The organism is Nocardioides sp. NPDC101246, from assembly GCF_044767415.1.
GTDB lineage: Bacteria > Actinomycetota > Actinomycetes > Propionibacteriales > Nocardioidaceae > Nocardioides.
In genome coordinates this window covers 1-14225 of sequence record NZ_JBIWNX010000026.1, presented here as the reverse complement: position 1 = coordinate 14225, position 14225 = coordinate 1, and the positions used below count along the sequence as shown (strand labels likewise).

Annotated in this window: 12 protein-coding genes; 11 read left to right on the top strand and 1 reads right to left on the bottom strand. The window is 69.6% G+C overall.

All coding sequences use genetic code 11. The annotated features are described in order from the left end of the window. Window position 1 precedes the first annotated feature (1 nt). From ACIRON_RS29955 to acs, 8 genes are all read left to right on the top strand, one after another. Complete coding sequence (locus ACIRON_RS29955; protein WP_402998784.1) at window positions 2–1117, top strand: sensor histidine kinase; 1116 nt, start codon at window positions 2–4, stop codon at window positions 1115–1117. After that, window positions 1114–1887, top strand: a complete 774-nt coding sequence (locus ACIRON_RS29950) for a LytR/AlgR family response regulator transcription factor (protein WP_402998781.1) — start codon at window positions 1114–1116, stop codon at window positions 1885–1887. The genes ACIRON_RS29955 and ACIRON_RS29950 overlap by 4 nt, the downstream gene beginning before the upstream one ends. 1 nt (window position 1888) lies before the next feature. Beyond that, window positions 1889–2257 carry a hypothetical protein gene (locus ACIRON_RS29945; RefSeq protein WP_402998779.1) on the top strand — a complete coding sequence of 123 codons (369 nt, stop codon included), beginning with the start codon at window positions 1889–1891 and terminating at the stop codon, window positions 2255–2257. After that, window positions 2254–3786 carry a cation acetate symporter gene (locus ACIRON_RS29940; protein ID WP_402998777.1) on the top strand — a complete coding sequence of 511 codons (1533 nt, stop codon included), beginning with the start codon at window positions 2254–2256 and terminating at the stop codon, window positions 3784–3786. Before ACIRON_RS29945 ends, ACIRON_RS29940 begins: the two co-directional genes overlap by 4 nt. Window positions 3787–3921: 135 nt before the next feature. Further along, entirely contained in the window at window positions 3922–5691 is a 1770-nt protein-coding gene (locus tag ACIRON_RS29935) for a hypothetical protein (protein WP_402998775.1), read from the top strand. Window positions 5692–5865: 174 nt separating this feature from the next. Further along, window positions 5866–6216, top strand: a complete 351-nt coding sequence (locus ACIRON_RS29930; protein WP_402998774.1) for a DUF485 domain-containing protein — start codon at window positions 5866–5868, stop codon at window positions 6214–6216. Next, complete coding sequence (locus ACIRON_RS29925; RefSeq protein ID WP_402998771.1) at window positions 6216–7835, top strand: cation acetate symporter; 1620 nt, start codon at window positions 6216–6218, stop codon at window positions 7833–7835. Before ACIRON_RS29930 ends, ACIRON_RS29925 begins: the two co-directional genes overlap by 1 nt. A 110-nt stretch (window positions 7836–7945) precedes the next feature. Continuing rightward, complete coding sequence (acs, locus tag ACIRON_RS29920; RefSeq protein WP_402998769.1) at window positions 7946–9913, top strand: acetate--CoA ligase; 1968 nt, start codon at window positions 7946–7948, stop codon at window positions 9911–9913. A 188-nt stretch (window positions 9914–10101) separates the two neighbouring features. Here the strand turns inward: acs and ACIRON_RS29915 are convergent, their stop codons facing one another. Continuing rightward, window positions 10102–10689, bottom strand: coding sequence for a C40 family peptidase (locus ACIRON_RS29915; protein ID WP_402998767.1), 588 nt, complete (start codon window positions 10687–10689; stop codon window positions 10102–10104). A 479-nt stretch (window positions 10690–11168) separates the two neighbouring features. Between ACIRON_RS29915 and nhaA the strand changes: the two genes are divergently transcribed. From nhaA to ACIRON_RS29900, 3 genes are all read left to right on the top strand, one after another. Then, window positions 11169–12467 carry a Na+/H+ antiporter NhaA gene (gene nhaA / locus ACIRON_RS29910; RefSeq protein ID WP_402998765.1) on the top strand — a complete coding sequence of 433 codons (1299 nt, stop codon included), beginning with the start codon at window positions 11169–11171 and terminating at the stop codon, window positions 12465–12467. A gap of 42 nt (window positions 12468–12509) precedes the next feature. Then, window positions 12510–12917, top strand: a complete 408-nt coding sequence (locus ACIRON_RS29905) for a phage holin family protein (RefSeq protein WP_402998762.1) — start codon at window positions 12510–12512, stop codon at window positions 12915–12917. A 379-nt stretch (window positions 12918–13296) separates the two neighbouring features. Then, entirely contained in the window at window positions 13297–14007 is a 711-nt protein-coding gene (locus ACIRON_RS29900; RefSeq protein ID WP_402998760.1) for a DUF559 domain-containing protein, read from the top strand. Window positions 14008–14225: the final 218 nt, after the last annotated feature.

The following is a 14225-nucleotide window of genomic DNA, read 5'->3' as shown; positions in this document are numbered from 1 at the left end:
GATGCGGCGCTGGCTGCGCACCCCGTTGGGCACTCACCTGGGCACCGAAGCCGACCGGGCGACCTTCCGCACCCTCCACAACGCATCGCTGGCGAGCCCTGCGCTGCGTGGCGGCCTGACCGTCGACAGCGCCGAGCGCGCCGCCCCGCACCTGCAGGCGCTCCTGGCCGCCCCCGCGCTCGCGATCACCGACACCGACGGCCTGCTCGCCTGGGAGGGCATCGGCACTCACCACCAGGAGCACGTGACCAAGCTGGCCGAGGGGACGCTGGAGCGCGGCGCGACCAGGTTCTACGACCGCGTCGACCTGGAGTGCGGCCAGGCGGGCTGCCCGCTGCACTCCGCCGTGGTCAGCCCGCTGGTCGTCGACGACCACCTGGTCGGCACGCTGCAGGCGTACGCCCCGGACACCTCGGCGATGATGGTCCGCGCCACCGACGAGGTCGCGACGTGGGTCTCCGGTCAGCTGGAGCTCGCCGAGCTCGACGCGTCTCGGCGGCGCCTGATGGAGGCCGAGGTGCGCGCGCTGCGCGCTCAGATCAGTCCGCACTTCATCTACAACTCGCTGGGGGCGATCGCCAGCTTCGTACGCACCGATCCGGAGCGTGCGCGCGAGCTGCTGCTGGAGTTCGCGGACTTCACCCGCTACTCCTTCCGGACCCACGGCGAATACACGACGCTGTCCGAGGAGCTCCGCTCCGTGGAGCGCTACCTCCTGCTGGAGCAGGCCCGGTTCGGCGAGCGGCTCTCGGTGCGACTCTCGGTGGCTCCCGAGGTGCTGCCGATCGCGGTGCCGTTCCTGTGCCTGCAGCCGCTGGTCGAGAACGCCGTACGCCACGGTTTGGCCGACGCGCAGACCGGCCACATCTCCATCCGGGCCGCCGACAGCGGCACCGAGTGCGTGATCGAGGTCGAGGACGACGGCGCCGGCGAGGACCCGGAGAAGGTGCGCAACGCGCTGGCCGGCGGCGCCGACTCGGTCGGGCTCGGCAACGTCGACGCCCGGCTCCGCAACGCCTACGGCGACGACTACGGTCTCGTCGTCGAGACCGCCCCCGGTGCCGGCACGAAGGTCATCCTCCGAATCCCCAAGTTCGCCCCAGGAGTGCACACATGAACGGCCGAACCACGCAGGCCTTCGCCGCGCGCCAGGGGGCGCCGGGAGGCCGGCTCCGCATCCTGGTCGTCGACGACGAGCCGCCGGCGGCCGACGAGCTCTCCTACCTGCTCACCCAGGACGCCCGGGTGGCGGAGGTACGCACCTGCCTGAACGCGACCGACGGGCTGCAGCAACTGCAGGGGTCGGGCGTGGACGCGGTGTTCCTCGACATCCAGATGCCCGGCCTCAACGGGCTCGAGCTGGCCCGGCTGCTAGCGCGGTTCAAGACGCCGCCGGCGGTCGTGTTCGTGACCGCTCACGAGGAGCACGCACTGGAGGCGTTCGACCTGCGTGCGGTCGACTACGTGCTCAAGCCGGTCCGCGCCGAGCGGCTGGCGGAGACCGTCACCCGGCTGATGGGCAGCGTGCCGGAGGAGGAGCCGAGCGGTGACGTACAGATCCCGGTCGAGCTCGGCGGCGTCACCCGCTTCGTGTGGCGCTCCCAGATCACCCACGTCGAGGCACAGGGCGACTACGCCCGGCTGCACACGGCCGACGCCTCCCACCTGGTGCGGGTCCCGCTGACCCAGCTCGAGCAGGAGTGGGCCTCCGCCCGGTTCGTACGCATCCACCGCTCGCTCCTCGTCAACCTCGCCCACGTGACCGAGGTGCGGTCGGAGGCCGGACGCTGCTCGGTCGTAGTCGGCGGCGCGTCCCGCGGGACCGAGCTGCAGGTCAGCCGGCGCCACACGCGCCAGCTCAAGGACCTGCTCGCCCGGCGAAGCTGACATGACCGAGCCCCAACGCGTACGCGTCACCGGACCGCCCCGGCGACGCCCGGCCGTCCGCCGGGTCGACGTCGACGAGGACACCCGTCTCGGCGAGGTCTACCTCGGCTCGCTGATGCGCGCCCAGCTCTCGATCGCCGTACGCACCCTGGTGGTGCTACTCCTCGGCGTCGGCTCGCTCCCGCTGCTGTTCTGGCTGGCTCCGGGCCTGGTCCGCACCGCGCCGTTCGGCGTCCCGCTCCCCTGGCTGCTCCTCGGGGTGCTGGTCTACCCGTTCCTGTTCCTCCTCGGCCGCTGGTACCTGCGCGGAGCGGAGCGCAACGAGGCCAGCTATGCCGACCTGCTCCGCTCGGACGACGAGACGCCATGACCTTCGACTCCGCCCCGGCGATCGTCGCGGTCAGCCTGGTCACCCTGGCGACGCTCACCATCGGCACCTGGGGGCTGCGGTTCAGCCGGACCACGAGCGACTTCTACGTCGCCTCGCGGTCGGTGCGCCCCGGCCTCAACGCGAGCGCGATCGGTGGGGAGTACCTCTCGGCCGCCTCCTTCCTGGGCGTCGCCGGGCTGGTGTTCACCTCGGGCGCGGAGATGCTCTGGTATCCGATCGGCTGGACCGCCGGCTATCTCGTCCTGCTGACCCTGGTCGCGGCCCCTCTGCGCAGGTCAGGCGCATACACACTGCCCGACTTCGCCGAGGAGCGGCTCGCCTCGCGCGGGGTGCGGCGGCTCTGCTCGCTGCTGGTCGTGACCATCGGCTGGCTCTACCTGCTGCCCCAGCTGCAGGGCGCCGGACTGACCCTGGAGCTGGTCGCGAGCGCACCTCGCTGGGTGGGACCGGTGCTGGTCGGGACGGTCGTGCTGGTCAGCGTCTTCTCGGGCGGGATGCGCTCGATCACGTTCGTGCAGGCCTTCCAGTACTGGCTCAAGCTGACCGCGCTGCTGGTGCCCGTCGGAGTGCTGGTCGCGGTCTGGGGCGCCGACGGCGCGCCCCGCGCCGACCTCAGCCAGGCCTGGTCGCTGCCCATCGGCACCGACACCACGACCGGCCTCTACGCCACCTACTCGCTGATCGCGGCGACGTTCCTCGGCACGATGGGCCTGCCGCACGTGGGCGTCCGCTTCTACACCAACCCCGACGGCCGCGCCGCTCGCCGCACGACCCTGGTCGTGCTCGCCCTCCTCGGCGTCTTCTACCTGCTGCCACCGATCCTCGGCCTCCTCGGGCGCGTGTACGGAGCCACCCCCGCCTCCGCCGACACCCTGGTGCTCGAGCTGCCCGGTCTGATGGTCCCCGGCTGGGCGGGTGACGCCCTCACCGGACTGGTCTGCGCGGGCGCGTTCGCGGCCTTCCTCTCGACGTCGTCGGGACTGGCGATCGCCGTCTCCGGCGTGCTCTCCCAGGACGTGGTCGTCCCCCTGCTGCGCCGCCGGGGCAGCCGCTACGGCGGCGTCGCCGCCTTCCGGATCGCCTCCCTGGTCGCTGTCATCGTCCCGGTCGTCGGCGCCCTGCTGACCCCCAGCGTCGGGGTCGCCCGCGGGGTCGCCCTGGCCTTCGCGCTCGCGGCGGCCACCTTCTGCCCGTTGCTCCTGCTCGGCATCTGGTGGCGCCGGCTGACCGCCTACGGCGCCGCCACCGGGCTGGTCACCGGCCTGGTCACCACGGGGTCGGCCGTGGTCTTCACGATCAGTGGGTCGCGTACGGGCACGTGGGTGGATGTCGCGCTCGCCCAGCCCGCGCTGTGGGCGGTGCCGCTCTCCTTCGCCGTCATGATCCTCGTCAGCCTCGCCACATCTGCCCGCATCCCCACCCACACGACCAGCCTTCTCGTACGCCTCCACACCCCCGAACCCACGCTCGCGTCCCCCGACCGCCGACCGCAGACGTCATCGGCCTAGCGCCGGCCGGCTCCGAGTACGCCCCGAAAGTCGTGCATCTGGCCGAAAACGCGCCCGCGCCGACGCGTCGCTCGCTAGTCTGACGGACCGTTCCTGGGCATGCCTGGGTCCTTCGCGTCGATCCGGGAGCCGGCGATGGATGAGAGTTCGGACGTCGGCGCCGACCTGGGTCTGTACGTGACAGCTGCCGGTGGCCTGCTGGGCGTCTGGCATGCGGCCGGCGGACGTGAGGTCGACGGCTTCGCAGACGTGGCGCTGACAGCACTCGCGGGAGTGCTCGGCGCCTTCGGCGGGCTCCTTCTCGGACTGCTCGTCGGAGTGGCGCTCCTGGTCGTCCACTCGGTCACGGTCGCACCTGCGGTCGGGTGGTGGCGGCATCGGAGGTTCGGACGCGCGGCGCTCGTCGTCCTGGCCTGGGCGACAGTCATCACCGCCCTGCTCTGGTGGTGGCCCGACCGCTTCCTCCCCGCCGGCCTGATCATGGGCTTCGGGGGCTGGTCCGTGTTCCTGGCCCGGCGGCGGTTCGGCGAGTCGGAGCACCTCGCCGCGCGGGCCGTCCCGCACCTCGGCGGCGTCGCCGTCGCCACCCTGGTGGGCGAGCAGCTCGTCTTCGGCAACCTGCTCTCCACGACGTACGTCGCACCCGTGCTCCTCCTGATCATGGCGTGGCTCTCCTGGTGCGGCTGGCGGACGATGCGCACGTCGCGACGGATCACGGTGCGTGCCGCGGCCGACATCGTCTGGTCGGTCCAGCTCGGGCTGCTGCTGTCGCTGGCGCTGGTGTGGCTGGCCGGCGTCCTCTCGCTCACCCCGACCCAGGTCACGGCGACCCGTGCCGTGCTGGAGCGGGTGCAGGCGCTGACCGGGGTGCACTGGGCGTACTGGCTGACCGCCTACACCGCGATCGCCGTGAGCAGCTTCCTCGTGCTGCGGTGGCCGCAGCGCTTCGGCGAGGTCCGGCTACCGGTCCTCGGCGTGCTCAACACGGGGAAGCGGACGCTGGCCGGGGTCAACATCGGCCTGATGGTCGCGTTGGTCTTCACCATCACCGCGGTGCCCGTCTCCGAGGGAGCCTGGAAGCGGCAGGTCGAGGAGCGGTACGCCCTCGAGACGCGACAGGTTCAGCGCTCGGAGGGCGAGGAGGCGGCGTACGAGCAGATCCACCAGTACGTGACCGCGAACCGCCGCGGCGCCGCCCGGCTGAAGCCGCTCGTCGTGGCGGTCCACGAGGCCGCGCCCACCGAGCCGGGACAGCCGGTCTCGGACAGCGGCCTCGCCATCGCTCGTCAGCTCGGCCGGTTCCAGGCGGCGACCCTCCACCTCGGGGACCCGCGTCCGGCGCCGGTCGCGGTGCTGTCCGGTGATCCGGATGTGAGCGAGGCGTTCGCGGCGCTCGACGAGGCACAGCGGGCCCGGTCGCAGCAGGAGACCCGGTCCGGCCGGTTCGCGGACGCCGCGGCGGCCGCGGTCGCCAGCACCCTGGACATCCCCGACATCGGACGCAGCGAGGTCGTCCACATCGTCAAGGCCTACCTCGGCGGGTTGGTCGAGGAGGGCCGGGTGCGAGACCTCCTCCAGAGCTGGGCGGCCGGCGAGTCGGTCCGGCCCGCGATCAGCCACCTGGTCTCCATCGACGTGCCCGCCCTCTACGACGCCGCCTACGATCTGGCGCGGAGGGCAGCGGTCCGGGCGGGGGTGGACGTGTGGGCGTTCAACGCGACGTACGGCCTCGGTCTCACGATGCCGGGCGAGTCGCGGCAGCTGTCCGAGGTCGTGATCCTCGCTCGCCAGACCCACCACCTGACCGACCGCGGCAGTCCGTGTCCGGGGTGTGTGCATCCGCCCGAGGGCGGTGGCACCCAGACCGGTGGCGGCACGTCAGGTGGCGGCGGCCGGCGCGGGTAGAGCAGCCACTCGACGTACGAAATCGACCGCTCGTCGCTCGACTGCACCGCCCACCGAGGGACCGCGCGTCACCCCGCGACGACCGGCCCGACCGACCCCTAATGTGACTGCGATCACACGTCGTCCGTCATCCACCCCCACGGAGGACGGCCTCGTCAACGAAAGGGTTAGACCGTGAGCCAAGAAGCACACGACCAAGCCCACCGGCACGATCCGGTCTACGACAGCCTGCACGCCACCGCAGAGTTCCGCGCTCTGCGGTCGGCGTACCGGAAGTTCGTGTTCCCGGCCACGGTGGCATTCCTGGTGTGGTACCTCCTCTACGTCTTCTGCTCCAACTGGGCGGAGGACTTCATGAACACCAAGCTCGTCGGCAACATCAACGTCGCGCTGGTCTTCGGGCTCCTCCAGTTCGCGACCACGTTCGGCATCGCCTACCTCTACGCCAACTACTCCAACAAGCGCCTCGACCCGCTGGCTCGGAAGCTCGACGAGGAATACGAGATCGAGAAGAGGCAGCTCTGATGGACGGTAGCCAGATCCTCACCACGGTCCTCTTCCTCACGGTCGTCGCGATCACGATCGGCATCACCTTCTGGGCGAGCCGGCAGACGAAGACGGCGGCCGACTACTACGCCGGCGGCCGCGGCTTCTCCGGCTTCCAGAACGGTCTCGCCATCGGCGGCGACTACATGTCGGCGGCGTCGTTCCTCGGCATCTCCGGCGCCATCGCGCTGTCGGGCTACGACGGGTTCCTCTACTCGATCGGCTTCCTCGTCGCCTGGCTGGTGGCGCTGCTGCTGGTCGCGGAGGTGCTGCGTAACTCCGGTCGCTACACGATGGCCGACCAGCTGGCGTACCGGATGAAGCAGCGCCCGGTCCGCCTGGCGGCCGCGACCTCCACCGTCGTCGTCTCGATCTTCTACCTGCTGGCCCAGATGGTCGGTGCGGGCGCCCTGGTGGCCCTGCTGCTCGGCGTCGAGGACCAGGTGGTCAAGAACATCGTGATCCTGTTCGTCGGCGCGCTGATGATCTTCTACGTCACCGTCGGCGGGATGAAGGGCACCACCTGGGTCCAGATCGTCAAGGCCGTCCTGCTGATGACCGGCTCGGCGCTGATCGTGATCCTGGTGCTCGCCCAGTTCGGCTTCAACCTCTCCGAGCTGCTCGGTTCCGCCGCCGACGCCTCGGGCAAGGGCGACGCCTTCCTCCAGCCCGGACTGAAGTACGGCGCGAGCTTCACCAGCGAGCTGGACTTCGTCTCGCTCGGGCTCGCCCTGGTGCTCGGCACCGCCGGCCTGCCGCACATCCTGATCCGCTTCTACACGGTCCCGACCTCGGCGGACGCTCGCAAGTCGGTGCTGTGGGCGATCGGCCTGATCGGCGTCTTCTACCTGTTCACGCTGGTCCTGGGCTTCGGTGCGGCCGCGCTGGTCGATCCGTCCACCCTGGACAAGGCCGGCAACCTGGCGGCACCACTGCTCGCCCAGGAGGTCGGTGGCGGTGAAGGCTCCATCGGCGGCGCCGTACTGCTGGCGCTCATCGCCGCTGTCGCCTTCGCCACGATCCTCGCCGTGGTCGCGGGTCTGACGCTGACCTCCTCGGTCTCCGTCGCCCACGACATCTACAACTCGGTGATCAAGCGTGGCAAGGCCACCGAGAAGGAGGAGATGAAGGTCTCGCGCTGGGCCGCGGCGGGCATCGGCCTGGTCGCGATCCTGCTGGCCATCCCAGCACAGTCGCTGAACATCGCGTTCCTGGTAGCGCTGGCCTTCGCGGTCGCCGCGTCGGCGAACCTGCCCGCGATCATCTACAACATGTTCTGGAAGCGGTTCAACACCCGCGGCGCGGTCTGGTCGATCTACGGCGGCCTGATCTCCTGCGTCGGCCTGGTCTTCTTCTCGCCGGTCGTCTCCGGCAAGGTCGACCCGGTCACCGGCGACAGCCTCTCGCTGTTCCCGGCCGGCATCGACTTCTCCTGGTTCCCCCTGGAGAACCCCGGCCTCATCTCCATCCCGCTCGGGTTCTTCCTGGGCTGGCTGGGCACGGTGACGTCGAAGGAGCCGGAGACCGCTGAGCGTTACGTCGAGCTCGAGGTGCGCGCCCTGACCGGCGCCGGCTCGGAGAAGGCGATCACGCACTGATCCCTCACGGCGGGCCGTCGTACACAGTGTTGTACGACGGCCCGCCATCATTCTTTCCCCCGCACTACCCTGTGGCTTGAGCCACACATTTTTCGTACGTAGGAGTCACTGTGAGCGACGAGACCCTGTCCAACCTGCTGCACGAGAAGCGCCGGTTCGAGCCCCCGGCCGAGCTTGCCGCCGCTGCCAACGTCAAGGCCGATGCGTACGACGCCGCTGCCGCGGACCGCGACGCGTTCTGGGCGTCCGCCGCGGAACGGCTCACCTGGGCCAAGCCGTTCGATCGCGTCCTGAACTGGGACAACCCGCCGTTCGCGAAGTGGTTCGAGGGCGGCGAGATCAACGTCGCGTACAACGCCGTCGACCGGCACGTCGAGGCCGGGCTCGGTGACCGGGTCGCGATCCACTGGGTCGGCGAGCCCGCGGATGACAAGCGCACCATCACCTATGCCGAGCTCAAGGACGAGGTCTCCCGGGCCGCGAACGCCTTCGAGGCGCTGGGCGTCGGCAAGGGCGACCGGGTGGCGATCTACATGCCGATGATCCCCGAGGCCGTCTTCGCGATGCTGGCCTGTGCGCGGATCGGCGCGATCCACACCGTCATCTTCGGTGGCTTCTCCGCCGACGCCCTCGCGACCCGCGTCGTCGACTGCGGCGCGAAGCTGATCGTCACCTCGGACGGCGGCTACCGCCGTGGCGCACCCTCGGCCCTCAAGCCCGCCGTGGACGAGGCGGTCACGAAGGTCGAGGCGACTCAGCCCGGCCTGGTCGAGAACGTGCTCGTGGTCAAGCGCACCGGCCAGGACGTCGACTGGAACGACTCGGTCGACAAGTGGTGGTCGGAGGTCGTCTCGACCGCGTCGACCGAGCACACGCCGGTCGCGCACGACGCCGAGCACCCGCTCTTCGTGATGTACACCTCGGGCACGACCGGGAAGCCGAAGGGCATCCTGCACACCACCGGCGGCTACCTCACCCAGGCGGCGTTCACGCACTGGGAGGTCTTCGACCTCAAGCCTGAGACCGACGTCTACTGGTGCACCGCCGACATCGGCTGGATCACCGGCCACTCCTACATCGTCTACGGGCCGCTGGCCAACGGCGCGACCCAGGTGCTCTACGAAGGCACCCCGGACTTCCCGGAGAAGGGCCGCTGGTGGCAGATCATCGAGGAGTACGGCGTCACGCTCTTCTACACGGCCCCGACCGCCATCCGGACGTTCATGAAGCAGGGCCGCGCCATCCCGGACGGCCGCGACCTCTCCTCGGTCCGCCTGCTCGGGTCGGTCGGTGAGCCGATCAACCCCGAGGCCTACATCTGGTACCGCGACGTCATCGGCGGCTCCTCGGTGCCGGTCGTGGACACCTGGTGGCAGACCGAGACCGGCGCGATCATGATCTCGCCGCTCCCCGGGGTCACCCACGGGAAGCCGGGGTCGGCGATGAAGGCGCTGCCGGGCGTGGGCGCCGACGTGGTCGACGACAACGGCGCCTCCGTGCCGGACGGTGCCGGGGGCTACCTCGTGCTCACCCAGCCGTGGCCGTCGATGCTGCGTACGATCTGGGGCGACGACCAGCGCTACGTCGACACCTACTGGGCGCGCTTCAAGGACCAGGGGTTCTACTTCGCCGGCGACGGCGCGAAGAAGGACGAGGACGGCGACGTCTGGGTCCTGGGCCGCGTCGACGACGTCATGAACGTGTCCGGGCACCGGCTCTCCACGACCGAGATCGAGTCCGCCCTGGTCTCGCACTCCTACGTCGCCGAGGCCGCGGTCGTCGGTGCGACCGACCCCGACACGGGACAGGCCGTGGTGGCGTACGTCATCCTGCGCGACGGGTCGCCGCAGGACTGCGAGAAGGAGCTCTCCGACCACGTCCGCAAGGAGATCGGCCCGATCGCGAAGCCGCGGCAGATCATGATCGTGCCCGAGCTGCCCAAGACGCGCTCCGGCAAGATCATGCGGCGGCTGCTCCGCGACCTCGCCGAGGGTCGCGGCGTCGGTGACACCACCACGCTTGCCGACCAGACGATCATGGACCTGATCGCGGCGGGTCAGGCGACGTCGACCGAGTAAGCCGCAAACTCGTGGTGCCGAGTCGGCGCATCTGACCCCGTGTCTCGCGAAGCGGAGCGAGCGGGAGGGGTCGGATGCGCCGAGACGACCGAAGTGAGGTCGAGCGGCGAGCTTGCTCGTCCGCTCGCGCCGAGCGAGGGAGTAAGCGCGCGAAGCGCGCACTCGGCGTTGCCGTACGGCTGCTAGCCCTATTTGCCGTACTTCACCCGGCGGATGAAGTAGCTGTCGGTCCAGATCGGGTCCTTCTTGACGGTCTCGCCGGAATTGGGTGCGTGCCAGACCCAGCGGCGTCCGTCGCGCTTCCCGGCGTAGATACCGACGTGGTAGACGCCGCCGCTGCCGTAGAAGAAGACCAGGTCGCCCTTGCGCGGCTTCTTGACCTTGAAGGTGTGGCCGACCTGGGCCGATGAGCTGTGCGGCAGCTTGCGGCCGAGCTTCTTGTAGACCCACTGGGTCAGGCCGGAGCAGTCGAAGGCGCGTGGGCCGTCGCCGCCGTAGGAGTACGGAGAGCCGGCGCGGCTCTTGGCGCGGCGTAGGGCCCGGATGCCCCGCGACTTCTTCTTTTTCTTGGCCTTCTTCTTCTCGGTGGTCGTGGTGGAGGTGGTGGTCGAGGCCGGGTGCGCGCCGGTGTGGGCGCTCGTGCCCGGTGAAGGTGCGGCCGTGGCCGCCTGGTTGGGTACGGCGACGAGTGCGAGGCCGACCACGAGTGCGGTCGCCAGGCCGATGCTGATCCGTCTGGGCGCGCGCGACAGCGCGCGGATACTGGATCCGATCATTTCGAGGTTCCCCCGATGCAGCGACGCCTGCGAAGGTCGACCTGTCGGATTCGGGCTGCTGATGCCCGGGCGCTGGAATCCCTGTGTTCCGTCTACGCCTTCACCCCGAGCCGGCCTGCCTTGTCTCTGGCTCCCGGCGTGCTGCTTGGCTCCCCCGTGCCCGCCACCCTGGTCGGATCGACTCTCCTCCGGCTGTGACGGGCCTCGGCGCGACCGGAGCGACCCTCACCGTTCAGTGCGGGCTCAACCACTATGCAACGAAATCCGGTGCCGGTCGGGGCATTTGTGCAGCAACTCACTCTAATTTTTGCTGGTTTGCATACGTTTAATTCTGTTTGCGTTGTGCTTCTGGCCGAGTATGAGCTCGCGCTGATCACCCTGCTGCCCCTGACGGCGGTGCTTGCTAGGGTCGTCGGCAGGTGTGCCGGGAAGTCTGGTCGGCGTGACTTCGTCGACCCCTGAGCCCCTGGAGGCCACCCGTGACCGACACCCGCAACCGCCTCTTCACCCGCGGCTCCTGGCTGGAGACCTCGCGAACGGCCGAGATCCTGCGCGCAGAGACGACGGGCGGCGTACTCCTGATCATCGCTGCGATCATCGCGGTCATCCTGGCCAACAGCCCCTGGCAGGAGGCGTACGAGGCCGTCCGCGACTTCCGGGTCGGGCCCGAGTCCCTTCATCTCGACCTCACCATCGGGGCCTGGGCGGCCGACGGCCTGCTCGCGATCTTCTTCTTCGTCGCGGGTCTGGAGCTCAAGCGGGAGTTCGTCTCCGGCGACCTCCGCGACCCCCGCCGGGCCGCGCTGCCCATCGCGGCCGCGGTCGGCGGCATGGTCGCACCGGCGCTGGTCTACGTGGCCGTCAACCTGATCGGCGACGGCTCGCTGGCCGGCTGGGCCACACCGGTGGCCACCGACATCGCCTTCGCGGTCGCGATCCTGGCGGTCATCTCGACGCATCTGCCCACGGGGCTGCGTACGTTCCTGCTGACGCTCGCCGTCGTCGACGACCTGCTCGGCATCATCGTCATCGCGGTCTTCTTCACCTCCGAGCTGCACATCGGCTACCTGCTGCTGGCGCTCGTTCCGATCGGGCTCTTCGCGGTGCTCGTGCAGCGCCGCGTACGCAACCCCTGGCTGCTCCTCCCGCTCGCCCTGATCGCCTGGGCCCTCGTCCACTCCAGCGGTGTCCACGCCACCGTCGCCGGGGTGCTGCTCGGGTTCACCGTGCCCGTCATCGCCCGCAACCCCGAAGCCAAGCGCGGGCTCGCCGAGCACTTCGAGCACCTGATCCGGCCGATCTCGGCCGGCGTCGCGGTGCCGATCTTCGCCTTCTTCGCCGCCGGTGTCTCCCTCGGCGGCTGGGACGGGGTGACCAGCGCGCTTCGCGACCCGATCACGCTCGGGATCATCCTCGGTCTCGTCGTCGGCAAGACCGTCGGGATCTCGGGGTCGACCTGGCTGCTGGCCCGGTTCACCCGTGCCTCGCTCGACGACGACCTCGCCTGGACCGACGTGATCGGGATGGCGATGCTGGCCGGTATCGGGTTCACGGTGTCGCTGCTGATCGGTGAGCTCGCCTTCAGCTCGGATCCGGCGGCTCACGACCACATGAAGGTGGGCGTTCTGTTCGGGTCCGTGCTGGCCGCTGCCTTGGCGACGGTCGTGCTGCGGGCACGCAACAGGGTCTACCGCCGCATCGAGGAGATCGAGACTCTCGACGCCAACGAGGACGGCGTGCCGGACGTGTTCGAGGATGATCAGGGTCGGGACCGGTAAGGTCGTGGGCGCTCCCCAACACACGTTCAGCGAAGGGTTCCCATGGCAGTCGACATCGTGAAGTCCCCGGGCGGCGAGGACCCGACGATCGGCAAGCTCGTCGTCGACGCCACCCGCGACATCTCCGAGCTCGTCAACAAGGAGATCACGCTCGCCAAACAGGAGCTCAAGGTCTCGATGACCAACGCCGGCGTCGGCATCGGTCTCTTCGCCGCCGCAGCCTTCCTGCTGGTCCTCGCCGTGATCATGCTCTCCGTCTCGGCGGCCTACTTCATCCACTGGACAGGCCTCGGCCTGCAGTGGTCCTTCCTCATCGTCTTCGGCTTCTACGTACTCCTCGCCGCCCTCCTCGGCTTCATCGGCGTACTCAAGGTGAAGAAGGTCAAGGCCCCCGAGAAGGCCATCGCCCAGGGCAAGGAGATCCCCCGGGCTCTCAAGGGCCAGCGCTGACCCACCCGCCGAGTCGGTGGTTGTGGCGGACGAATCGGTAGTTCTACCGAACGAGTTCGGGCCACTTACTGTCCACAGGCGCCCTTCAGGCTGAAGTTATCCACAGCCGGCGAAAACGGCAGTGAATTTCGTACGCCCCGGGCGCACAGTGGCTCACATGAACCTGTCAGTTGTCGGCGCTGCCTCGGCTCTGCCAGCGCGCCCTTTTACCGCCAGCGAGCTCAACGAGCTCTCCATCCAGAGGTACGACCTCCGCGTCGCCGTCGAGCGCGGAGAGGTCCTCAGACCCTTCCGCGGTGTCTTCATTCCCTCCGACGTCGAGGACACTTCGGAGACGAGAGCGGCAGCGGTTTCCCGCGTCGTATCTCCACACCACGTCGTGTCCGACCGCACCGCCGCGTGGATCCACGGGATCAACGCGTACTCGCTCAGTGAACAGACCCAGATCCCAGCAGTCGAGACCTGCGCTCGTCGCGGCAACGCGCCGACGCGCCTGGAAGGGGTCGACGGCCGCTCACGTGATCTCCTCGACCGGGACATCATGTTGATCAACGGTGTCAGGATCACAACCCCCTTGCGGACCGCACTAGATCTCGGTTGCAACCTGAGGCGCCGCGAGGCGATGGCCGCCCTCAACGAGTTCGCCAAGGAGCACGGCATCACCCGGGCCGACCTCAACCAAGAGCTTCCCCGTTTCAAAGGCCGACGCGGTGTCGTCCAGCTCCGAGAGCTTGTTCCGCTCCTCAACCGCCACGTCGAGTCCCAGCGGGAGTCATGGACGTTGCTGGCGATCAGCGACGCCGGCCTACCACTGCCCGAAACACAGGTCTGGGTCAATGTCGACGGCATCCCCACATATCGCCTCGACTTCGCCTACCGCCTCGCCAAGGTAGCCGTCGAGTACGACGGCGAAGACCATGACGACCCGGAGCAGCAGATCTACGACGAGGAGCGGCGCGGCTGGCTGGTCGACCACGGCTGGATCGTCATCATCGTGCGCAGAGGGGACTTCACTGGCGATCGACTCGACGCCTGGCTCCGGGAGATCAAGGACGCGCTCACCCCGACCTACTCCTCCCGCCGCTTCTGACCAACACTCCCCAGTCCCCGACGAATCCGCAGTTGTGGCGCGGGGGGGGGGGGGGTGGTGGGGGGGGGGGGGGGGGGGGGGGGGGGGGGGGGGGGGGGGGGCCCCCCCCCCCCCCCCCCCCCCCGCGGCCGGTGTCGAGCACGACCACCCGGCCGAGCGTCAGCCCGAGCCAGGCGGCGCCGATCCCGGCGACCACCGAGGCGAGCAGGTAGAGCATC